At 75.8% G+C, this 22,772-nt stretch carries 13 protein-coding genes and 1 pseudogene; 4 read left to right on the top strand and 10 right to left on the bottom strand.

Annotation, left to right across the window (positions count from 1 at the left end; translation table 11 throughout):
* Window positions 1–752: glycosyltransferase family 39 protein (locus FRCN3DRAFT_RS45265; RefSeq protein WP_007520554.1), on the bottom strand; the 752-nt coding region annotated here is incomplete at its 3' end.
* Window positions 753–1,333: 581 nt separating this feature from the next.
* Here FRCN3DRAFT_RS45265 and FRCN3DRAFT_RS0219265 point away from each other — a divergent pair.
* Entirely contained in the window at window positions 1,334–2,878 is a 1,545-nt protein-coding gene (locus FRCN3DRAFT_RS0219265; RefSeq protein ID WP_198536003.1) for a glycosyltransferase, read from the top strand.
* A 12-nt stretch (window positions 2,879–2,890) separates the two neighbouring features.
* Here FRCN3DRAFT_RS0219265 and FRCN3DRAFT_RS0219260 read toward each other — a convergent pair whose 3' ends face one another.
* From FRCN3DRAFT_RS0219260 to mshC, 4 genes are all read right to left on the bottom strand, one after another.
* Window positions 2,891–4,933 carry a glycosyltransferase family 39 protein gene (locus tag FRCN3DRAFT_RS0219260; RefSeq protein WP_063630165.1) on the bottom strand — a complete coding sequence of 681 codons (2,043 nt, stop codon included), beginning with the start codon at window positions 4,931–4,933 and terminating at the stop codon, window positions 2,891–2,893.
* 161 nt (window positions 4,934–5,094) lie between these two features.
* On the bottom strand, window positions 5,095–7,431 hold the full coding sequence (locus FRCN3DRAFT_RS45260) for an AAA family ATPase (protein ID WP_083401587.1): 2,337 nt from the start codon (window positions 7,429–7,431) through the stop codon (window positions 5,095–5,097).
* A gap of 190 nt (window positions 7,432–7,621) precedes the next feature.
* Window positions 7,622–8,641, bottom strand: a complete 1,020-nt coding sequence (locus FRCN3DRAFT_RS0219250; RefSeq protein WP_007519173.1) for a DivIVA domain-containing protein — start codon at window positions 8,639–8,641, stop codon at window positions 7,622–7,624.
* 14 nt (window positions 8,642–8,655) lie between these two features.
* The gene (mshC, locus tag FRCN3DRAFT_RS0219245) at window positions 8,656–9,942 is read right to left on the bottom strand and encodes a cysteine--1-D-myo-inosityl 2-amino-2-deoxy-alpha-D-glucopyranoside ligase (RefSeq protein ID WP_007519174.1); all 1,287 of its coding nucleotides are present in this window, start codon (window positions 9,940–9,942) and stop codon (window positions 8,656–8,658) included.
* Window positions 9,943–10,089: 147 nt separating this feature from the next.
* Between mshC and FRCN3DRAFT_RS0219240 the strand changes: the two genes are divergently transcribed.
* Window positions 10,090–10,887 (top strand): MSMEG_4193 family putative phosphomutase, encoded by a 798-nt coding sequence (locus FRCN3DRAFT_RS0219240; RefSeq protein ID WP_007519175.1) that lies wholly within the window; start codon window positions 10,090–10,092, stop codon window positions 10,885–10,887.
* A gap of 223 nt (window positions 10,888–11,110) precedes the next feature.
* Complete coding sequence (locus FRCN3DRAFT_RS0219235; RefSeq protein WP_027140748.1) at window positions 11,111–11,884, top strand: SCO1664 family protein; 774 nt, start codon at window positions 11,111–11,113, stop codon at window positions 11,882–11,884.
* A gap of 112 nt (window positions 11,885–11,996) precedes the next feature.
* Here the strand turns inward: FRCN3DRAFT_RS0219235 and FRCN3DRAFT_RS0219230 are convergent, their stop codons facing one another.
* Entirely contained in the window at window positions 11,997–12,905 is a 909-nt protein-coding gene (locus FRCN3DRAFT_RS0219230) for an HAD family hydrolase (protein ID WP_232794083.1), read from the bottom strand.
* A gap of 370 nt (window positions 12,906–13,275) precedes the next feature.
* Between FRCN3DRAFT_RS0219230 and FRCN3DRAFT_RS0219225 the strand changes: the two genes are divergently transcribed.
* A complete protein-coding gene (locus FRCN3DRAFT_RS0219225) occupies window positions 13,276–14,118 on the top strand; it encodes a PAC2 family protein (protein WP_007519178.1) in 843 nt (280 codons plus the stop codon).
* 18 nt (window positions 14,119–14,136) lie between these two features.
* Here FRCN3DRAFT_RS0219225 and FRCN3DRAFT_RS49655 read toward each other — a convergent pair whose 3' ends face one another.
* The 4 genes and pseudogenes from FRCN3DRAFT_RS49655 to FRCN3DRAFT_RS55180 form a co-directional block, all read right to left on the bottom strand.
* On the bottom strand, window positions 14,137–18,552 hold the full coding sequence (locus FRCN3DRAFT_RS49655; protein WP_232794082.1) for a toll/interleukin-1 receptor domain-containing protein: 4,416 nt from the start codon (window positions 18,550–18,552) through the stop codon (window positions 14,137–14,139).
* 107 nt (window positions 18,553–18,659) lie between these two features.
* Window positions 18,660–19,532 carry a hypothetical protein gene (locus FRCN3DRAFT_RS56320; protein ID WP_007519180.1) on the bottom strand — a complete coding sequence of 291 codons (873 nt, stop codon included), beginning with the start codon at window positions 19,530–19,532 and terminating at the stop codon, window positions 18,660–18,662.
* A 61-nt stretch (window positions 19,533–19,593) separates the two neighbouring features.
* On the bottom strand, window positions 19,594–22,119 hold the full coding sequence (locus tag FRCN3DRAFT_RS0219210) for an ABC transporter permease (protein WP_007519181.1): 2,526 nt from the start codon (window positions 22,117–22,119) through the stop codon (window positions 19,594–19,596).
* Between the two features lie 2 nt (window positions 22,120–22,121).
* Window positions 22,122–22,772: pseudogene (locus FRCN3DRAFT_RS55180) on the bottom strand (hypothetical protein); the annotation flags it as partial.

Genomic DNA, 22,772 nt, shown 5'->3' with positions numbered 1-22,772 from the left:
GCCAGGCCGACGTCGACGGCGTCCTGGGTGGCCGGGTCGACGGACGGGCCGCCGCCCGGTTGCCCGTCGTCGGAACGGTCGGCCCTGCCGAACAGGAGCTTCGGGCGCCACCACAGCAGGACCAGCCAGCCGCCGACGGTCAGCAGCAGGTAGAGGCACCAGTAGTGAGTGAGCGCCAGCGAGCCGGCCGCGAGTGCCACGTACGCCACCGACAGCGCCGTGGGCTTGCGCAGCGCCCGCTCGATGGCGAGGCCCCCGAGCGCGGTCAGCAGGACGATCAGGCTGTACATCCGGGTCTCGGTCGCGAACCGCAGCGCGAACGGCGAGGTGATGTAGAAGACCACGGCGAGCTGGGCGGCGCGCTGTCCGATGACCCGGCGGCCCAGCAGGTACAGCGGCCAGGCCGCGATCAGGTTGGTGATCGCCGACAGCGCCCGCACCGCCGAGTTGCCGGTGCCGAACAGGCTGATCCAGACGTGCAGGATCAGGTAGTAGAGCGGTGGCGAGCCGTCCTCGCGCAGACCGGTGATCATGGTCGGCCCGTCGCCGGTCAGCGGCAGCCGGGCGATCGCGACGCTCTGCGCCTCGTCGAGCCACAGGTCCTGGCGGGCGGTGAACCGCACCACCACCGCGACCGCCAGGATCAGCAGCATCACGGCCTGGTAGATCCGATCCGCGCGCCCGGGGCGCGGCCCCGGCGTGTCGACCGGCTCGGGGATTCGCTCCGCCGGCCGGACCGCGACGTCCGTCACGGTCTGTCCTCTCCGTCCCTGTCCGTCGGGGGCAGATGCCACCCGAACCTTGCGTTCCCACCGCCTGGCGGATGGGTCCATCTGTGGTCCCGTCCCGGTTTCCGCGTCGGCAGGAGGTGTTTCACGGCACTCTTGCTGATGGTGGTCTGGTGCGCTCGCGGCCGCTCGCCCACCGTCGGGGGCAGGCGAGGTGGCGCCGCCGACCGCTGGCCGGCACGCGCGCACAGTCTTTCATGCGCCCTTTCCCGGGCCGCCTGGGCGTACCGGTTCGCGCCTCCCGCGTCCCTGGCCGTCAGGCCGCAGGAGCTTCCCTTGCGCACCAGCCGTGATCGTGTCATCGCCCCGGGTTGATCGCCGGGCCGTGCGACGTGCCGGGCCAGTTGCGCCCACCACCCACCACCCACCATCTCGTCACCCCGGCGCGCCGGGTGGCCGGCTGGCCGCTGTGCGGCGGGGCGCCGGCCGGGAGGGGCTGGGCCCGGTCTGGCAAGGTGCCGTCATGGCCTCACCCGTCCGCGATGCACGCGTCGTCACCGTCCGCGTGGTCCGGGTGCGTCAGCCCGGATCCCGCCGGAGCCGGCATGACGGCTGAGACACCCGAGACGCCTGAGGCATCGCTTGAGGCGTCGATGCCCGAGACGCCCAGGACGGCGTCGCCGGCGGGGGCGTCCGAGTCGGCGGCGGTGACGAGACCGGTCGCTGGGCTGGTGGCCGCGTGGTGCGCGCTCGCGGTCGGGATCGCGGCGAAGGACGGCCGGTACGGCGGCTGGGCGATCTCGGCGGTGCTCATCGGCTGGGGGGTGGCGGCGGCCACGGTCGCCCTGCTCGGTGGCAGCCGGGGTCCGGCGAGCTGGCTTGGCCGGCCGGTGCGGCTCGCCGCCCGCCGGCTCGGCCGGCCGACCTCGTGGCTGTCGTGGCGGTTGACCTGGGCCGCCGTCGCGCTGGTGGTGGGTCTCGGGCCGCCGCTGCGCCACCCGCGGTACTACGGCTCCGGCGGGTGGGCCGAGGTCGCCGACTGGTGCTCCATCGCCGCGGGGCTGCTCGCCGCGGCCGGCGTCGTCGCGGGCCTGGTGCTGGCCGAGCGGCCGGCGCCCCGGTCGCCGGCGCTGTCCTGGGGGCTCGGCGTGCTGGGCGGCCGGCGTGCCTTCGGGGCCGTGGTGGCGCTCGCCGTCGCCGCGGGCGTCGCGACGGTGCTCGCCGCCCCCGACCCGCAGATCGACGTGTTCCACCTGCTGCAGGCGTCCTCGCGCGGGCTCGTCGACGGCGTGAACATGTACCACCAGGTGTGGCTGACCGGTCAGCCCGGCGACCTGCACGGCGGGCTCGTCGACGTCTACCCCTATCTACCGGCCACGTCGGTGCTGCTCGCCCCGTTCCGGCTCCTGCTCGGCGACGTCCGGTACGGGCTGCTCGCCGCGCTCGTCGTCGCGGTCTACGCCGTCCGGGCGCTCGGCCGGCCCGGCGCGCCGTGGATGCCCGTCGTCCCGCTGCTGGTGCTGGTCTTCCCCGAGTCCTGCTACGCGCTGGAGCAGTCGTGGACCGAGCCGCTGCTGGTCGCCTGCCTCGCCGTGATGGTGTGGGCGGCGTGCCGGGGGAGGGGCGCCCTCGCCGTCGTCGCGTTCGCGGTGGCGCTGGCGAGCAAACAGCACGTCGTCCTGCTGGTCCCGGTGGCGGCGGTGTGGCCCGCGTTCGGCAGGCGGCGCGCCGCCGCGGCGTGCGGGCTCGCCCTCGTGTTCGTGGCGCCCTGGGTGCTCGACGACCCGGGCGCCTTCTTCCACGACGCCGTGCGGACCAACCTCGACTACCCGGTGCTCGACCACTCGCTGTCGGTGACCGGCTGGGCGCATCACTTCGGCGTCGACCTCGGCTTCGGGACGACCGCGGTGGCGCTCGCGGCCGTCTACCTGCTGGCGTGGCGGGCGCGGGGCGACGCGACCGGCTTCGCCGCCGGCGGCGCGCTGGTCCTGCTGACCGTGGTCGAGCTGAACAAGCAGTCGTTCTTCAACCACTACACCCTGCCGATGGCCCTCCTCGTCCTCGCCATCGCGACCACCCTGGCCCCGGCTCCGGGCCCGGGCCCGGAGCCGGCCGACACGGACGCCGCGGATCCGCCAGCCGACGACTGACGGCCCGGACGGTCATCGCAGGGTGGTGAAGCGTTCCAGCCAGGCGCCCTCGTAGAGCGGCTTCTTGTTGACGGCGACGCTGCGGTCGCGGCGGACGTTGAGCTGCTCGGAGACCAGGCTGCACGAGCCCTCGAGGAAACGGTAGCCGTCCGCCTTGACCAGGAAGATCGCGTGGCTCGGCCCGGCGAGGGTGTCCAGGTAGCGGGCGAAGTCGTCGCCGTTGGCCTGCTGCATCCGGGAGGCGTAGTCGACCCAGTCGACGAGCGCTGGGCCGGTGGGGTCCGCGTAGGCGACCTCGCGCAGGTCGGTCTCGCCGAGGCGGGTCAGCGCCCGGTGCACGGCGGGGCCGAGCTGGTCGGGACAGAAGGCGACGACATCACCTGGCCTGGCCTGCTTGGCGATCTCCGCGGCGATCTCGCTCGCCTGGGTGCGCTCCGTCCTGGCCAGCTGGAAACCGCCGATGAGGCCCGCGAGCGAGGCGACGACCAGCACCCCGCTGCGCCAGCGCCGCGACGGCAGGATCGACACGCCCAGTGCCGCGAGCATCAGGCAGGCGGGCAGCGAGATCCCGGTGTAGCGCTCCGCGTAGGCGCTGCCGCCGAACATGTTCACCACGTAGGCGAGCGTCAGCGGAACGAGCCACACGGCGGCCAGGTAGCGGCCGGGCATCCGCCCGGAGGGCTTCACGACCAGCTCCCGGCCGCTCGTCGGCCGGCCGGTCAGGCCGATGAGCGCCCCGCCGAGCAGCACCAGGCCGAGCAGTGCCCCCGTCGACTGCGGGCCGGCCCAGTCGAACACGGTGTCCAGCAGCACCTGCGCCTGCACCCGCGGCGCCCACGGCGTCCCCGTGTGCAGCATCTGGAACAGGAACGACGGCATCCACGGGGCGAACAGCACGGCCGAGGCCGCCATCGCGGCGAACGCGCGCAGCGCCGGGCGGCGGTAGAGCGGCCGGCGCCGCGACTGCAGCAGCAGGAACGCGGCCACCGTGAAGATCAGCAGGAACGTCCAGTAGTGCGTGTAGACGAGGGCCGCCGTCGTCAGCGTCAGCAGCGCCAGCCGCCAGCGTGACGACCGGTCCAGCGCTCGCAGCAGCGCCAGCCCGAACGCGAGCACCAGCAGGACGACCATCGAGTACATCCGGGTCTCGCTGCCGTAGCGGATCGCGTACGGGGAGCTGACGAACAGCAGCAGCGTCGCGCGGGCGACCCGGCGCGGCGTGGCCTCGTCGCCGTTGCCGTGCGCGGCCGCGAGCGTGCCGACCCGGAGGCCTGCGGCCCACGCCAGCGGCAGGGTCGCCAGCGAGAACACCCCGGACAGCGCCCGCACGGCGACGTCCCCGTCGCCGAACACCTTGATCCAGACGTGCAGCAGCAGGTAGTACAGCGGCGGCGCGCCGTCGTGGCGCAGCGCCGCGAGCAGGCCCCCGACGGGCCGGTGCGCGATCTCGACGGTGAGCGACTCGTCGAGCCACAGGTGGCTGGTCGTCGCGAACCGCAGCGCCCCGCCGATCAGGACCGCGGCCGCGATGAGGATGAGCGGCAGCCGTCCGCCGACCCGCGCGGCCAGCGGGCTGCGCCGCGCCCGGGCGGCCAGCTTCACCCAGACCGCCGTGAGCCACCCGCCGAGGCGGCGGGCGGCGCCCGCCGGCCCACCGGTGCCGGCGGCCGGGCCCGTGCCGTCCTCGCCGTCCATGCCACCCGCGCCGTCGTGTGCGCGGTCCAGGGTCCCGCCCGACGGGGTGTCCTGGCCGCTGTCGGGCGAGGCGCCGGCCGAGACGGGGCCGGCCTGCGCGGAACCCGCCGCGAGGGCTGGTTCCCGGACGCCGGCGGCCGGGACGCGGGACGCGGGCGGCGCCGGTTCCCGGCGGCGCAGCGGGCCGGGATCGACCGGCGGCGCCTGGCGCGGGACGGTGGCGGTCGCCGCGGTGTCGGCGGGCGGCTGGGCCGAGGCCTGCGTGGGGACGGCCGTGGCGGTCAGTTCCGCCGGGCTCGGCTCCGTCGTCGCGGTGGGGTCGCCCGACGGGTACACGATCGGGCTCGCGGATGAATCCATGTTCACGCCACGGACGCTACCGAGGCCCCGAATGGACCAACGCGGCCGCCGTCCCTGCCCGGTCCCGGTTGGTCCGGCGGCGCCCGCGACCGGCCGGCCCAGGCGCCGGGCGGGGCGCCCGTGGCCGCCGGCTCGCGGCTGCCCGGCCGGCGGGTCGTGGCTCACCCGACGGTCTCGGTCACGCGTCGGGGGCCACCCGCGGCACCGGCCACCGGGGCGGTGACGTCGACGTCACCGTCCTCGTCCAGCTCGGTGGGCTCGCCCGCCTCGGCTCCGGCGAGCAGCGGCGCGAGCAGGGTCATGCGGCGCCGGCCGCCGGCCGTACGGACGGCCTGGCGCAGTGCCGGGCCGTTGACGGACACGATCGACAGGTGACCGCGGGCCCGGGTGATGGCCGTGTAGACCAACGGGCGGTTGAGCATCCGGCCAGCCTCCGGTGGGAACACGGTGACCACCGCCGGCCACTCGCTGCCCTGCGCCCGGTGCACCGTGACCGCCCAGCCGTGCCGCAGGTCGCCGAGCACGCCGGCCGGCACCTCCAGCGTGCCCCCCGGGAACGTCACGAGCAAACCACCGCGGTCGGCGAGCTTCGTGACCACGCCGATCTCGCCGTTGGCGAAGCCGACGTCCAGGTGGTTCGCCGTCGCGACCACCCGGTCGCCGACGTCGAACCCGCCCACCGTCCCCGGGCCGGGGTTCAGCGCCGCCTTCAGGGCCGTGTTGAGCGCGACCGTCCCCGCCGGGCCCGCGTGCACCGGCGTGACGACCTGCACGTCGGCCGGCACGATCCCGAGCACCCGGGGGATCGAGTCGGTGACCAGCTGCACGACCCGGTGCGCCGCCTCTCCCGCGGAGCGGGCCATGACGACGACCACCTCCCGCTCCGGGCCGTCTACGGGCGGCGGCAGCTCGCCGCCGCGCACCGCCGTCGCCAGCTGCGCGATCGCCCCGCCGGCGGACTGCCGGTACAGCCGGGAGAGCTCCGTCACCGGCGCCACCCCCGACTCGATCAGGTCGGTGAGCAGCTGGCCGGGACCGATGCTCGGCAGCTGCGCCGGGTCGCCGACGAACAGCAGATGGGTGCCGTCCGCGCAGGCCTCCACCAGGGCGGCGGCGAGCTCCGCGTCGACCATCGACGCCTCGTCGACGACGACCAGGTCGGCGTCGAGCGGGTAGTGCTCGCCGCGGGTGAACCCGCCGTTCCTGCCCTGGGCGCCGAGCAGCCGGTGCAGCGTGCTCGCCGGGGTGTCGCAGAGCTCCTCCAGCCGCTTGGCCGCCCGGCCGGTGGGCGCGGCGAGCGCGATCTCGGCGCCAGCGGCGCGGGCGAGGCCGACGACGGCGGCGACGGTCCGGCTCTTGCCGGTGCCCGGGCCGCCGGTCAGCACGCTGACCCCGACGGCCAGCGCCGTGCGCGCCGCCGCCAGCTGGACCTCGTCCAGCCCGTGGGTCGGGTCCTCCTCGGCGTCGCCCGCCGCTCCGGTCGCCGGTCCGGCGAGGACGGCGGGGCCGCCTTCGCCGGGTGCGGCGTCCGCGACGTCATCGGCGTCCCCGCCGGCCGGCTGGGCGGTGTCGCCGAGCTGGCCGGCGCCGTCCGTGTCGAGGCCGAAGTCGAGCTCGGCCTCCAGGTGCGCCGAGGCCTGGTCGTCATCGTCGCCGTCGGTGGCCGGGGCCGGGCCGCCGTCCCCGGGCGCGCCCGGGCGTGAGCGGGGGCGACGTCGCCCGCCCGGGCGTAGGGGCTCGGCCGTCGCGGTGAGCCGTTCGATGCCGTCGGCGATGGCCTGCTCGGCCATCGCGTACCGCTCCAGGCCAATCCGGTCGTCGACGAGCACGAGGCGGCCGTCCCGGGCGGCGTCGGCGAGCGCCGCGGCCGGGTCGCTCACCCCGTCGCGGGTGGCCGCGGTCAGCACCGCCGCGGTCGGCCCCGCCGTGTCCCCGGCGCGGGCCGCGGCCCTGGCGAGCAGGTGGACGAGCACCCCGGGGCCGCGGCGCGGGTCATCGCGCCCCAGCCCCATCGACCGGGCCAGCCGGTCCGCGTGGGTGAGCTCGGCCTCGCCGCCGACCAGCAGCATCCAGGGGTCGGCGCGCAGCTCGTCGGCCGCCCGGGCGCCCAGCTCGTCACCGATCCCCCGGGCCAGCCGCACGGGCAGGTCGGCCGCGGCGAGCAGTTCGGCGACCTCGTAGCGCCCGGAGGCGGCGCGGAACGTGTCCAGCAGCCGGCGCGCCCGCGGCCCGCTCACTCCCTCGACGGCGCCGAGCCGGGCCAGGTCGACGTCGTCGGGGCGGCGGATGCCCGCGGCGGCGAGCCGGGAGGCGGTGGTCCGCCCGAGCCCCGGCCACAGCCCCGCCGCGCAGAACGCGTCGAACAGCGGGTCGGCCGCCGAGGGCCCGGCCCCGGACGTCGACGGGCGCTGGTCCGCGGGAGCGTCCGAAACGGGGGCGGAGCCGCGCGCGCCCACGGTCCTCCGGGCGTCGGGAGCAGGGGAGGTCTGGTCCGGCATGCCCGAAGCGTAACCAGCCCCGGCTGGTGTCCCGGTAGCCTGACCACCGCCGCGCCGGGGTCGGTATGGGCCGTTTCCGGGTCGGCTTCGGCGGTGCCGGACGCCGTCGGCCCGTGTCAGGTCCCTGCGGTCTCGCGCCGCGCGCCTCGCGGCCTGTCGGGCGCCGGCGGTCAGCCGTCGATCGACAGGCTCACCTGTCGACGATCTCGGCGTCGACGATCTCCTCGTCGACGCCGCGGCGCATGGGGCCGGTGGGCGGGCTGACCGGCGTGGAGTCGGTGGGGTAGAGCTCGCCGTCGAGGATGTCGGTCACGGCCGGCCCGCGCGCGGCGCGGTGGCGCCCGCCGAGCCGTGGCCCGGTCTGGTGCGCCGCTCCCGCTGCCCCCGCCGGTGCCGTCGGCCGCGCGGCCTCGCCCGGCGGTGACGTCGCGGGACGTGGCGGCCGGCCGGACGCCTTGCCGTCGGCTGAGGCAGCTGACGGTGCCGGCGCCGCGCGGGACCGCGGGGCGGTATGCGTGGGTCCGGACGTGGGCTTGGGCTCGGCCGGGGCGGCGGGCGGCGGGCCGGCCGCGTCACCTGGGCGGGTCGGTGGCCGTTCCGTGTCATCGGGGGGTGCCTCGGCGCCGGCCCGGGCGAGGTCGCCGACCGCGCGCTCCATGTCGTCCGAGGCGACCAGGCCGCGCAGCCGCAGCATCGCGCCGAGCAGCTCGCCCTGCTGGCGGCGCAGCGACTCCAGCGACGTGGCCGTGCGGGAGATCTCGGCCTCGAGGTCCTCGTGGCGCTCCCTGGCCAGCCTGCGGGCCTCGGCGACGGCGTCGGCGAGCAGCTTGTCGGCCTGCTGGCGGGCCTCCTGCGTGATCGGGTGGTGCGCCCCGGCGTCGCTGACCACCTCGTGAAGGGTCTGCTCGGCGACCAGCCGGGCGCCGGCGACGATCTCGTCGGCCATCTGCTGGGCGATCGCGAGCATCCGGCCGATCCGCTCGCCCAGCCGGGAGGCGGCGTCGAGGTCGTCGGCCGCGCGCCGGTCCCGCTCGTGGCGCAGCGCCGCCTCCGCGGCGGCGACCCGCGCGGTCAGGTCGCTGGAGTACTGCCACAGCGTGTGCACATACCCGTCGACCTGCTCGGGGTCATAGCCCCGGGCGACGACATCGAAGGCGGGCTGAGGCGCGTCGGCCCCGTCGCCGGGCGGGTCGCGGTGGTGCGGCGCCATACTCCAGCCCCCTTTTACGTCTGCACCACGTCAAGGTCTACACCGAGTAGCGCGTCAACCAGCATCCGGGTAAGCACCGGCGTGTCCGTGTCGTCGCTTTCCGGCGGCGCGCTGGCCGCGAGGGCGCCGTCGACCCACCGGTCGACGGCGGCGAGCGCGGCCGGCGTGTCCAGGCCGGTGGCGAGCGCGGCGCGCACCTCGGCGAGCAGACCGGTGGCGTCCGGCGCGGTCGGCAGGGCCACCGCGGCCCGCCAGCGGGCCAGCCGCGCCTCGGCGGCGGCGAGCTCGGCCGGGGTCCACTCCCAGTCCTCGCGGTAGGAGTGGGCGAGCAGGGCGAGCCGGATCGCCGCCGGGTCGACGCCACGGCCCAGCAGCCGCGAGACGAACTCCAGGTTGCCCCGCGACTTCGACATCTTGTGCCCGTCGAGCTCGACCATGCCCGAATGGACGTACCGGTGGGCGAAGGGGTTGCGTCCGGTCGCGACCTCGGCGTGCGCGGAGGAGCACTCGTGGTGGGGAAAGGCCAGGTCGGCGCCGCCGCCCTGCAGGTCGATCACGTCACCCAGATAGTGCCGGGCGATGGCCGAGCACTCGATGTGCCAGCCGGGCCGGCCCGGGCCGAACGGCGACGGCCAGCTCGGCTCGCCTGGCCGCTCGGCGCGCCACAGCAGCGGGTCGAGCGGGTCCTTCTTGCCGCGCCGGTCCGGGTCGCCGCCGCGCTCGGCGGACAGCTCGCGCATCGCCGCGGCGTCCAGGCCGCTGACATAGCCGAACCGGGGCGCCGCGGCGACCGAGAAGTACACGTCCCCGTCGAGGGAGTAGGTCGCGCCGGCGGCGGCGAGCTCGGAGATCATGTCGACGATCAGCGGCACCGCCTCGACCACCCCGACGTAGTGCTCCGGCGGCAGCACCCGCAGTGCCGCCATGTCGGCGCGGAACAGGTCGGTCTCGCGCACGGCGACGTCCTCCCAGCCGACGCCGTCGCGGGCGGCCCGCTCCAGCAGCGGGTCGTCGACGTCGGTCACGTTCTGCACGTAGCGGACCCGGTAGCCGGCGTCGCGCAGCACCCGGTTCACCAGGTCGTAGGTGAGGTAGGTGAACGCGTGGCCGAGATGCGTCGCGTCATAGGGCGTGATCCCACAGACGTACATCGTCACCACGGGCGGCTCGGCGCCCGCGTCGATCCCGGCGGGCGCGCCTGGGCCGACCGGTTCGAGCCGGCCGGTCGCGGTGTCGACGAGCCGTGGCCGCTGGCCTCGTCCGGGCAGGGTGGGAACGGGACAGGCCGGCCAGCTGTGCATGTCAGCCAGCGTAGCGGGGCTCGGACACACCTCGGGCCTGTCCGGACAAGCGCGATCAACCACTCGAACCGCCCGGATGTCGGAAGCGGTCGGTAGCGTGAGCCTGCCTGGCCGTGTGGCCGGGCGGGCTGACGAGGGAGGCACCCGGTGTCGACGGTGCTGCTGGTGCGTCATGGGCTCACCGCGCTGACCGGGAAGCTGCTGCTGGGCTGGACACCCGGCGTCGGCCTCGACGAGCGGGGCCAGGCGCAGGCGCGGGCGGTCGCGGGGCGGCTTGCCCGGGTGCCGCTGGACGCGGTCGTGAGCAGCCCGCTGGACCGCTGCGCCGAGACCGCGGCGCACATCGCCGCCACCCGGCCCGAGGGCACCCCACCCCTTGAGGTCCAGCTCGACGACCGGCTCGGCGAGTGCCACTACGGCGACTGGACCGGCCAGGAGCTCGCCACCCTGGTCAAGGACCCGCTGTGGAAGGTCGTGCAGGCGCACCCGAGCGCGGTGACGTTCCCCGGGCCGAAGGGGGAGGCGCTGCGCGACACCCAGGCCAGGGGGGTCGCGGCGGTGCGGGACTGGAACGCCCGGCTCGGCAAGGACGCGACCTGGCTCGCCTGCTCGCACGGCGACGTGATCCGCGCGATCGTCGCCGACGCGCTCGGCATGCACCTGGACATGTACCACCGGATCAACGTCGACCCGTGCTCGGTCACGGTGATCCGCTACGAGGAACGCCGCCCGTTCGCGCTGCGCCTCAACGACCTCGGCGGCGCCGTCGACGACCTTCTCCCGAAGCCGAAGGAGCCCGCGCGGCCCGGGGCCGAGGGCGCGCACGGCGAGAACGGCCAGGCGGCCGGCCCCCCGACGGCGGCCCAGGCCGGCCCGGCCGAGGACGACGACGCGTCGAGCGACTCGGTCGTCGGTGGCGGCGCCGGCGTCTTCCCGCCGGTCTGACCGCGCGGCCGGGCGGGGACATCGGGACGGTTGGCGAGTGGGCCTGGTCACAGGTGACGAGGCCGGGACGGCGGGGCGGGAGACTAGGACGGTGGACGCGGCAGCGGGCGGCCCTGGGCCCGTGACGGACAGGCGCGGCGGTGACGAGACCGCCGGCGCCGGTGCCGGCGGTGCCCGGCCAGGCGCCGTGGCGCCCGGTGGCGCCGGGTCGGGTGGCGCGAGCGTGCCCGCCGCGCGGGGCCAGTCGCCGTCACGGCCGGGGCTGGAGCCGAGCGACGCCGGGGGACTGTCCGCCGAGGCGGCGCTCGAGCTGCTGCGCACCGGGGAGATCACCGTCGAGGGACGCCTGGTCGAGGCGAGCAACGCCACCCTGTTCTGCGTGGTGAGCGCCGCCGGCGCCGAGGCCCACTGTGTGTACAAACCGGTGCGCGGCGAGCGGCCGCTGTGGGACTTCCCGGACGGGACGCTCGCCGCGCGCGAGTACGCCTCCTACGAGCTGTCCGAGCAGCTCGGCGACGGGCTGGTCCCGCCGACCGTGCTGCGGGACGGCCCGTTCGGCGTCGGGATGGCGCAGCTGTGGATCGACGTCGACGAGACCGTCGACGTGGTCGACCTGGTGCGCACCGGCGACGGGCGGCTGCGCCGCATCGCCCTGTTCGACGCCGTCATCAACAACGCCGACCGCAAGGGCGGCCACCTGCTGCCCGCGCCGTCCGGCCGGGTCTACGCGATCGACCACGGCGTGACGTTCCACGGCGACGACAAGCTGCGCACCGTGCTGTGGAACTGGCGCGGCCAGCCGTTCGACGACGCCGAGTGCGCCCTGCTCGACGGCCTGCGCGCCGCGCTCGGCGGCCCGTTCGGCGACCGGCTCGACGACCTGCTCACCCAGTCCGAGATCGCTGCCCTCGCGGCCCGCGTCGACCGGCTGCTGGGCCATGGCTGCTTCCCGAATCCTTCCGACGACTGGCCGCCGATTCCCTGGCCGCCGTTCTGACACCGCCGGCTGAGCCGGCCGAGCCGGCTCAGTCGGGGCCGTACCCGGCGTCGCGTGCGGACCGCCGCCCCGCGGACCGCCGCCCGTCGGACCGTGGCCACCCGGCGGCGCGCTAGGGCGCGGTGGCCTGGGGCGCGATCGCCATGAGCGTGCGCAGATAGTCAAGGGTGACGTCGTGCAGGCTGGTGACGCGCAGGAGACGGGCCGAGAGCTCGGCGATGTCCTCCGCCGCGGGCCGGGACCCTCCTGCGGGCACCGGCACCGGCACCGGCTCCGCGCCGGCGGGGCGCCCCACCTGGGCCGCGGCCTGGGCCGCGTCGGTGGCCAGCGCGGCGTCCGTCGCGGCCGCCACCTCGGCGAGGCTCGGCAGGCTGGGGGAGGAGGGAACGAGGATGGTGCGGCAGCCGGCGCGCAGGCCGGCCAACGCCCCCGTCGTCGAGTCCTCGAGCACGACGCAGCGGGCCGGGTCGACCCCGAGGGTCGCGGCGGCGACCAGGTAGGGGTCGGGGAACGGCTTGCGTCGCGCCACCTCGTCGCCCGCGACCGTGACGGTGAACAGGTCACGGCCGAGGGTGTCGAGCACCGGGTCCATCAGCGAGCGGAACGACGACGACACCAGCGCGGTGGGCAGGCTGGCGGCCTGCAGCGCCGCCAGCAGCTCCGGCGCGCCCGGCTGCCGGAGGATCAGTTCGGGGGTCCTGAACAGCTCGACGGCGCGGTCCACCAGGAAGCGGGCGGCCTGCGCCGGGTCCGCGTCGATGCCCAGCATCGACAGCATGAGCGGGACGGCGGTGTCGACGCCGTGCCCGAGCATCGCGTGCTTCATCTCCGAGGTGAACGCGCGGCCGTAGCTCGCCGCCAGCTCCTCCTCGGCGATCGTCCACAGGTGCTCGGTGTCGACCAGCAGCCCGTCCATGTCCAACAGGACCGCGGCCGGCCGCGCGTCCCCCACGGCGTCGGGAAGCCCTGCGGCGACAGGGGTGCCGGGAAGCTCGGAGGCGCCAGCGGCGGCGGCGGTCACAGGGCGGAGGCGAGGTCGAGGCGCACGCCGAAAGCGTACCGGCGGGCCGGTGCCCGGCCAGGTGACCGGCGCCACCAGGGCCCTCGGGAGGCGACCGGACGGGTGGGCGTCAGCGGACAAATCGGTCTTCCCGGCGGGGGCGGGGGGGACGAGGCGGCAGAAGCCGCCGGTCGGTGCGGCGCCCGTCCACCGGGCACGGCAGACTTGACCGGACCAGCCCCGGAGCGCAGCGCAAACCGGCGGTTCGAACCGGCCGGGTGGCCGGGTACCCCGATGCGGGGCGATATGGGGCACACGACGGGCGGGGCTGCCGGGAAGACGTACGGTGGCACTGTCACGGGAGCCGCCGGCGGGCGGCGGGAGGTGGTAGGTGATCGAGTTCTCCGGTGTCGGACAGCTCCGGTCGCCGGTCGTCGTCGCTGCCTTCGAGGGGTGGAACGACGCGGCCGACGCGAGCTCCGCGGCGGTGGAACACCTGGAGACGGTCTACGGCGCCCGGGTCATCGGTGCCATAGACCCGGACGACTACTACGACTTCCAGGTCAACCGGCCGACGGTCAGCGGCGTCGACGGCGAGGCCCGCAAGATCTCCTGGCCGACGACCCGGCTGTCGGTCGCCCGGCCGCCGAAGTCCGACACCGACCTGGTGCTGATCCGCGGGCTCGAGCCGAACATGCGCTGGCGGGGCTTCACCGACGAGCTCATCGAGGCCGTGCACGCCCTCGGCAGCGACATGGTCGTCACCCTGGGCGCCCTGCTCGCCGACTCCCCGCACACCCGGCCGGTCCCGATCAGTGGCACGGCCGGCGACCCGGCGACCGCGGCCCGCCTCGGCCTGGAGTCGTCCCGGTACGAGGGGCCGACCGGGATAGTCGGGGTCTTCTCGGACGCCTGCGCACGTGCGGAGCTCGCGAGCGTGTCGTTCTGGGCCGCGGTGCCGCACTACGTCGCGAACCCGCCCTGCCCGAAGGCGACCCTCGCGCTGCTGCGCCGCGTCGAGGACCTGCTCGACCTGGAGATCCCGCTCGCCGACCTGCCGGAGCGGGCGCGTGCCTGGGAGCGCCAGGTCGACGAGCTGGCGGCGGGAGACACCGAGGTCGCCGAGTACGTCCGCTCGCTGGAGTCCCGGGAGCCGGAGACGGCGCTGCCCGAGGCCTCCGGTGACGCGATCGCCCGCGAGTTCGAGCGCTACCTGCGCCGCCGGGGGCAGTAGGGCCGGGCGGCTCGGAGGTCAGGCCGCCGGCGGCCGGGTGTCGGGTGCCGAGCCGGTCCAGGCGGCGGTCAGCTGGCGTTGGAACACCGGATGGCGGAACTCCCACACGTCGCCCGTCTGGCGCAGCACGCCGAGCGCCGTCGCGTCCTCCAGGACGGCCATCAGGTCGGCCGGCAGCCGCCTGCGCCGCGCGAGCCAGCAGCGGGCGAGCGTGTAGCGCCCCCAGGCGGTGAGGCCGAGCGTGCCGACGGCGCCGAAGCCGACGGCGGCCAGCGTGAGCGACCACCACGGCGGCCGGTCGAGGGTCCCGGTCGAGTCGACCGAGGTCACGTACAGCGTCACGAGCAGATAGCCCGCGACGAGCGGGACGGGTGTGCCGGCCAGCGTGTTCAGCCGGCAGCGGCGCCACACGGCGCGCGGCCCGTACCGCCGGGCGGTAGGCGCGGCACGCCGCGGCCGGGGCACGATCCGGGCGAAGCGCGCGTAGTCCTCCATCCGCGGGGCGCGTCCCGGCGCCGCCGCGGCCCGGTTCAGCGCCGCGCCAAGGGCGAAGGCCACCAGCAGGTAGGCGACGGCCAGCACCGGGGCATGAAATCCGAAGCCGTAGTACGTCGGGAGACCGGCCAGTGCCAGCTCGGCCGCGAGCAACGTCCACGGCACGGCCGACTGGATCTCCCACCAGGCGAGGCTGGTGGACCGCACCCTGGTATCCAGGTTGTGCGCCAGGAACGCCAACGCCCGCCGCCTGCCGTGCGGCGAGCCGCGACGGGCGCTCCCGCCGCCGGGGCTGTCGAGCTTCTGGCGCAGGTACGTACGTGCCAGGTGGTCCCGGATCGCGTCGAAGGTCGCGAACCGGTTCTCGTCGAGAAGCTCGCCCGGGCCGGTGCCGGCGTCGGCGTCGACGCTCTGATCGCCCGTCGCGTCCTCGTAGACGGCGCACGCCAGGGCCAGGGTCAGCGGCGTCGTCAACGCGCCCGCGACCGGGGACCGCGGCTGGCGCCGGGCGGCGGCGAGCACGGGCGCCCACCGCTCGCCCCGGTGGCCGTCGCCGGGCCCGGGAGCCCGCCCGGGCTGGGAGCCGACCAGACAGGCCGCGGCCTCGGCGAGGTCGAGCGGGCGGATCTCGACCGCCGCCGCGCCCCGCAGCCGGACCTCGCCGGCGCCGGAGCGCACCGCCGCCGCGAACGCCTCCGGCGTCGAGCTGACCACGATCCGGGCACCCTCGGCGAGCCACTCGTTGATCCGCGTGAGGGCCCGCGCGCGGACGGCGGGCGCGAGCTCCTCCAGCCCGTCGAGCAGCGGCATGATCTTCCCGCTGTCGACGAGCACACGCGCGCCGGAGATCTCCGCGTCGGTCGCGGCGAGCCAGGTGTGCCGCCGTCGCAGCTCGATCTCCAGCCAACCGCCGAGGTCGTGGCGATCGGGGTCCCAGGAGCCCAGCGGGAGCAGCACCGGGACGGGATCGGCCGGGAGCCGGGCGGCGGCCAGGTCGAGCGCGAGGCCGGCGAGCAGGGTCGTGCGGCCGGACCCCTCCCCGCCCAGGACGACGAGCCTGGCCGTCGGCACCGCGCGCAACGTGGCCACCAGATCGCGCCCCGTGCCGGCGAGGTCCGCCGGCCGCGCGGCCCAGCGGGCGGACGTAGCGACGTCCCAGCTCGCCGCCAGCCGCCGCAGCAGTGCCCACGGCTGGGTGAGCGAGGGGTCGGCGGCCCGCCAGCGCACCGCGAGCGGCGCCGCCGAGCCCGGTAGGGGCCGTCCGCGCAGGTCCGCCGCGACCTCGGCGGCCAGCCGGGTGGCCAGCGGGTCGTCGGCGTGGCGTGCCAGCCGCCGCTGCAGCTCGATGTGCCGGAACTGGTACACGGGGCCGACCTGGCGCAGCAGGCCGTCGGTCCGTTCCGCCGCGTCGGCGAGGAACGCGGCGAGGTCCCGGGGGAGCCGGCCCCGCCGGGCCAGCGAGCGCCGGACGACGGCGTACGGCACATACGCGGTCCTCCCGGCGGCGATGCCGAGGGCGCACGGCAATCCCACGACGACGGCGAACACCGTCACGACGCGCGCGGACCGGGCCGTGGAGCCGTGCGACCACCCGTAGGCCCACAGGGCGAACAGCAGGCCCACGCTCGCCACCCAGCCGAAGCCGTGGATCACGGCCAGCCACCGGAAGGCGCGCCGGTCGGCGGCCAGCGAGGGGCCCGGCCCGGCGCCCGGGCTCGCCGCGACGCCCTCGACCGCGCGGACACCGCGCAGGGCCCAGCTGACGAGGCCCACGACGAGACCGGCGGCGACCGCGGCGCCGGCCAGCTCACCGAGGCCGATCCCGGCGCGTGGCCGCGTCCCCGCCGCGATCGCAGGCAGCAGGGCACCGACGGCCCCGTACAGGCCGACGGCGGCCGGGCGCCGCCACCGCGGGCCACCGCGCGGCCGGGACCAGCCGATCCCGCGCGCCGGGGCCCGGGTGCCCCACGACCGCATCGCGCCGCCGTACCCGAACACGAGCCCGCTGACCGCGCCTCCCCACCCGGCCAGACCGGCCAGCAGGGTCGGGAACGGCCAGCCGAGGACCGGGGTGAAGTCGCGGTACGCGAGCCGGACCGCCAGGACGACGACCGCGAACACGACCACGGCGAGTGCCCAGAACACCCCGGCGGCCCGGAAGACCAGCCAGGTCCTGTCCGAGCGGGGCACGGCCGCGGCGAGCCGCCACCAGGCGATGTCCGGGCGGCGGCCGTGCGCGTGCTGCTGCTGCGCCGCGAGGAACGTCAGCCAGCTCTCGGCGCGCTCGGGCGTCCACCGGCGGCGGCGCGGCGTGCCCTCGCCCACGCCTGGGCGGTAGGCGGCGGGGATCGCCCCGTCGAGCAGGCGGCCGAGCACGGCCTGGCTCGTCGGGTAGAGATCGCGCCGAAGCAACTCGGCCGGCTGCGCGCCGCCGGCCACATCCCCGCCGGCCGGCGCATAGACCGCCCGCGCGAGGGTGAGCGCGAGCGGGGTGCGCAACGCCTCGACGGCCGGCGGCGGCGGGGTCTCGTCCAACGCGCGCAGGATCGGCTCCCAGCGGGGGTCGGCGCGCGGCCGCGGCGACGCGCCGCCCAGGAAGGCGGCGACGGCCGCGCGCCCGAGGGGACGAAGCTCGACGCCCGCCGCTCCCGTCAGCGGCGTTCCGGTCCCCCCGGGCGGATGGACGGCGTCCCGGAACTCGCGGGCGCGGGAGGTGAGGATGAGCTCCTGCCCGACGTCCACGTAGTGGCTGATCACCCCGAGCGCGCCACGCCGGTGGGCGGCCGGGATCTCGTCGAAGCCGTCGAGGAGCAGCAGGAGCAGCCCCTCGTCGAGCAGCCGCCGGGCGAGCCCGGGGTCGGAGCGCGCCCGCGGCGTCGCGTGGCCGGCGATCTGGCCGACCAGCCACGCGTCGAACGACGGCTGGATGTCCGGATCCCAGGACGAGACGCGCAGCAGCACCGGGACGGGCAGACCGCCGTCCTGCCGGCGGCGGCGCAGCAGGTCGAGCAGCGCGCGCAGCAGCAGGGTGGACTTGCCGGTGCCGGGCTCGCCGAGTACCACCAGCCTCCTGGTCGGTACCCGCCGCAGCACGGCGTCGAGGTCGTTGGGGCCGCCGGCGAGCTCGTGCGGCCCGGCCGCCCACGTCTCCGGCGCCGACCGCAGCACGGCGTCCTGGGCGAGGTTCCTCAGGTCGGCCCAGTCCTGGAACAGGTCGGGGTCGGCGGGTGCCCAGGTGACGGGCAGCAGGCCGGTGTTGAGGCCCAGCCGGCGGCTCTCGGCCCGCCAGGTCGTCTCGATCTCGACGGCGAGCTCGTCGCAGGCCGCGCGCAGCGGCCCGGTCCCGCCACCGGTACGCGCGGCGGTGGCCGGGGCGAGGGGTGGGGCCGGTCTCGCCGGCCACGGGCCGGGGAACTCCGGTGAGGCCTCCGGGCGGGTGCCGACGGGGGGACGGACCCCGAGGTGGGCCGGGCCCAGCCCGGATCCGCCCGGGAAGGCCGGCTCGTCGGCCGGTCGCGTTCGACCGGCCACGACTGCCGCGGCCTGGGCTCGCAACCGGGCCCGGCCGGCGTCGGCGGCGAGGCCGACCAGGCTGATCGGCGTCAGCGCGCGCAGCAGGCCCCGCGGCTGGCAGGGCGCCACCAGGATCGGGACCAGCCGGCGCTGTGCCCCGTCGGGATCCCGCGCGAGCGCCGCCTCGACGGCCGGGGGGAGGGGCTCGCGCAGGTACGCGGGCGAGAGCAGTGCGACGACGTGGGCGGCGTACTCGACGCCCAGGTCGAGGGTCACGGTCCAGCGCGAGCCCGGGACGTTGTCCCACGCCTCGACCAGCACCCGGTACCCTGCCTCTTCGAGCTGCCAGGCGACCCAGTTGGCCCACGCTTCGTCGTCGCACGCGTGGACGACGAAGAAGTCCCAGTACGGCTCTCCTGGGCTCACCACCGCATGATCCCATCCGGGCGGGCGCCATGCGGTCGGGGGCCGCGAGCCGGAGCCGGCAGTAACGGGCAGTCCGTCATCGTCGCCGCCGTCGACGACGACGGTGCTCAGGGCGTCGGGAAGAGCACCTCCATGACCTCGGCGAACGCGGGAACCAGCACCTCGGCGACCTGGCCGCGGCCCGCCGGGTTCAGCTTCCCGGCGATGCGCAGCAACACGTCGAGGTCGGCGCGCAGTTCGTCGACCACGACGGGCAGCAGGTCGACCACGTCGAACGCGAGCGACATCAGGTCGTCGTGCACGGGCCCGAGGACCTGGCCGCCCCTGTCGAGCTCCCCGGTGACGGCGAGCCTGTTCACCCGGGTCAGCAACCCGACGGCGGTCACGGCGTCGAGCCGCCCGCGGCTGACCACGAGCAGGTCCTCGACGGCGGTCACCGGGGGAGTGAAGCCGAGATGGGCCGCGACCGCGTGGTGATGGCGGGCCCAGTCGGCGACGGCCCAGACCAGCGCCGTCGCCGCGTGCCGGGGTCTGGGTTCCTCCAGGTGGGTCAGCTCGGTGAGCCATTCGTCCCGGTAGGGAGCGTAGGTCCAGACCCCGAGTTCGGCCGAGCATCGCCCGACGTCGTCGTAATAGGGCAGGGCGGCACGCAGCTCCCGTTGGATGCCGAAAAGCAACGAGTCCGCGGCGGACTGCCCGAACAGGTCGTTAAGTGTGCTTTTCGGCAGGCTGGACGGATCGCCCTTGGGGCCTAGTACCTCGCGTTGCCGCAGCCGCTGGCACGCGAGGCTCTCCGGTCCCGCGTCGCGCAGTCTGCGCTCCAGGGCGGCATCGAGCCGGCCGTAGAAACGGGCCCGGTTGTCCGACCGGTGCGCGGAACGACACCACTGAGTGGTGGCGGTCTGCCGCAGCTCCTCGATGAAGAAAATCGTCTCCCCCTTGACCAGGCGCACGCCAATGGACGCGGGGGATGCCGACATTGTACAGATCGGCCATCTTCCGTGGAAAGCGACACGACAACCCGAGAGTCGGATTCCGGCCTCAGGCGGTGGAGATGGCGCGCAGGACGTTCATGCGCGCCGCGCGCAGGGCGGGGAAGACGGCGGCGGCGACGCCGAGGATGCCGCCGAGGACGAGCACCACGACGATCGTGCCGGTCGGATAGGCGAAGCTCGTGATGCCCTGGCTCTTCAGCGCCGTCACCAGCGCCCAGCCGAGGAAGCTGCCGACGCCGACCCCGAGCGCCGCGCCGAACAGCGCGATCACCACCGACTCGAGGACGATGACGAGCCACATCTGCCCGCGGCGCAGGCCGACCGCGCGCAGCAGGCCGATCTCCCTGGTCCGCTCGATGACGGACAACGCCAGGGTGTTCACGATCCCGAACAGCGCGATGATGACGGCGAGCGCGAGCAGCACGTAGACCAGCCCGAGGATCTGGTCGACCTGCTTGGACTGCTCGGCGACGAACTCGGCCTGGTCGTTGACGGTCACGCCCGGAATCGCCTTCGCGGCCGCATCGATCGCGGACCGGACCGTGGCGGGATCCGCGTCCGGCCCTCGCTTGACCAGGACGAGGAAGTCGTCGTCGGTCGCCGCGTGCCTGGACCATTCGGTCTGGGTGATCAGCACGGAGGGGGCGATCTGGCCGGCGGTGAACGTCGCGGCAAGCGTCAGGGTCACCTGCCCGCCGGTGAAGGTGAGTTTCACCGGCGAGCCGACCCGGCCGCCGACCTTGGCCGCCGTGGCCGCCTCCATCGCCACCTGGCCCTCGCGCAGGTGGATGTCCCCGGAGGTCACCTTCAGCTTCATCAGGTCGCTGATCGTCGCCGGGTCGCCCGCCCAGACGTCGTTCGGGCTGCTCTGGTCGGCGAGGAGCGCCGCGCCGCCGCTGATCGCGGCGACCGTGACCCCCGGCTGTTTCGCGACGGCCTGGCCCAGCTGCGCGCTGAACGGTTCGAAGTTGGGCTTGAACACGAGGTAGTCGGCCCCGACGCTGCTCGCCACCGTGTCCCGCACCGACACCTTGATCGACTGGCCGAAGATGGCGAACGCGCTGACCAGCGCGAGGCCGATCATCAGCGCGGACGCGGTCGCGGCCGTCCGCCGCGGGTTGCGCATCGCGTTCTGCAGCCCGATCCGCCCGACCACGCCGAACAGTGCCGGCAGCGCGGCCCCGATGACGCGGGTGACCGGCCGGGCCAGCACCGGCGACAGCGCCGCGACCCCGAGGAAGATCGCCCCCGCGCCGACGCCGACGAGCGGGGTTCCCGACGAGCCGGGCCGCGACAGCCCGACGACGACGGCCCCGGCGCCGAGCAGAGCGCCGCTGACCCCGAGGAGCGCCCGCGCCCGCAGCGACCGGGTGGCGATGGTGTACGAGTCGCGCAGCGCGGCGATCGGCGGCACGGTCGCGGCCTTGTGGGCGGGCACGACGGCCGCGGCGGACGTGACCAGCACGCCCACCAGGTACGACACGACGGCGGTGCGCGGCAGCAGGACCGTGCCGCCGGCCGGCAGCTCGACGCCGAAGGCGCCCAGGGCGGACTGGAGCAGCGCCGCGAGCGCGACCCCGCACACCAGGCCGACCGTGGCCCCGAGGAACCCGATCAGCGCGGCCTCCACCTGCACCGAGACCTGCACCTGGCGGCGGCTCGCGCCGATCGCCCGCATCAGCGCCAGCTCCCGCACCCGTTGGGCGACCAGCATCGTGAACGTGTTGAAGATGATGAACGCGCCGACGAACACGGAGATCCCGGCGAAGATCAGCAGGGCGGTCGACAGGAACGCCAGCCCCTCGCGCACGGTGCTGGCGTTCTCGTCGGCGAGCTGTTGACCGGTGATCGCCTCGGCGCCGGCCGGCAGCCCCGCGGCGACCTGTTTCGCGAGCTCGTCCTGGGAGACGTCGTCCGACGCCAGGTAGATCGCGCTGAGGAAGTCGGGTCGCAGCATCGTGCGCTGGGCATCCGCCAGGGTGAAGGCGGTGACGGGGGAGCCGGCGAGGCTGTCCTGCCCGTTCATCCGGAACGTGCCGACGAGGGTGAACGCCTCGCCCTTGCCCACGTCGATCGTGATCTTCTGGTTGAGCTGGAACCCGTAGCGGTCGGCGGTGGCCTTGTCGATCGCGATCTCGCCGCCTGCCTGGGGGGCCCGGCCGGTGGCGATCTCCTGCACCGAGGTCGGCTGGCCGCCGGTCCAGTTGATCCCGATCCCCGGGGTGGTCGGCGTGGAGATCGAGTCGCCGGTCGCCGGATCGACAGGCGACGCGCTCCCCTTCACCTGGCCGACCACCGCCACGTTCGGGAACTTCGCCCGCAGCTGGTCGACGTACGACGCCGGCAGCGGGGGCCGGCCCACGTCGTTCGTCGGGTCGACCTTGTTCACGGCGCGCACGTCGACGCTGACATTGCGGGTGATCCCGGCGAACAGCGACGTGAACGTCGCGTTCAGCGTGTCGGTGAGCACCAGCGTGCCGGCGACGAAGCTGACGCCGGCGACGACGGCGAGCGCCGAGAGGAGCAGGCGCAGCTTGCGGGCGAGCAGGCTGCGCAGGGTCGCACGCAACATGCTCAGGTCCACCGGCCGGTCTCGTAGCCACCGGTCTCGTAGCGTCCGTCGTAGCGGTCCACCGCGTAGCCCTCCGGCCCGTCCTGGTCGCCGTGGTCGTCCTGCGCCCGGTAGCCGGCGCGGGGCGCGGGGCGCGGGCGGTAGACGTCGACGGGGTCTCCGTAGCCGTTCGGACCGCCGTACGACCCGGTGTCGTCGGGCGGGGGGCCGCCGCGCGGGTACCGGCCGTCCGGCTCCGCGCCGTACCCGCCCTGGCCGCGGCCGGCGTCCGGCGGGTAGCCCCCGGCCGGCGGACCGTAGCCCTTCTCGGCCGGATAGGGGCCGCGGTCGTCATAGCCGGGGTCGACCGGGCGGGAACCGTCGTCGCCGTAGTGCCTGCGCGCGTCCGGCGGGACCGGCGCGGGTGGGAGGTCGGCGTCGCCGCGGTACGGGGTACGCCAGGGCGGCTGCTCGCCCGTGGGCGGTCCCGGGGGCGGGTAGCCGGCGGTGTCCTCGCCGGCAGGGTAGCCGCCGACCGGCTCGCCGCCCGGGTAGGCGCCGTTCGGCTCGGCGACCGGATAGCCGCCGACCGGCTCGCCTGCCAGGTAGCCGCCACCCGGTGCGGCGGGCGGGTAACCGCCCGTGGCACGCCGCTGCGCCGCGGGGCCGCCGTC

Source organism: Pseudofrankia saprophytica (assembly GCF_000235425.2).
Taxonomy (GTDB): domain Bacteria; phylum Actinomycetota; class Actinomycetes; order Frankiales; family Frankiaceae; genus Pseudofrankia; species Pseudofrankia saprophytica.
Note: the sequence above shows the minus strand (reverse complement) of the source record. Positions and strands in the feature narration are given on the sequence as shown.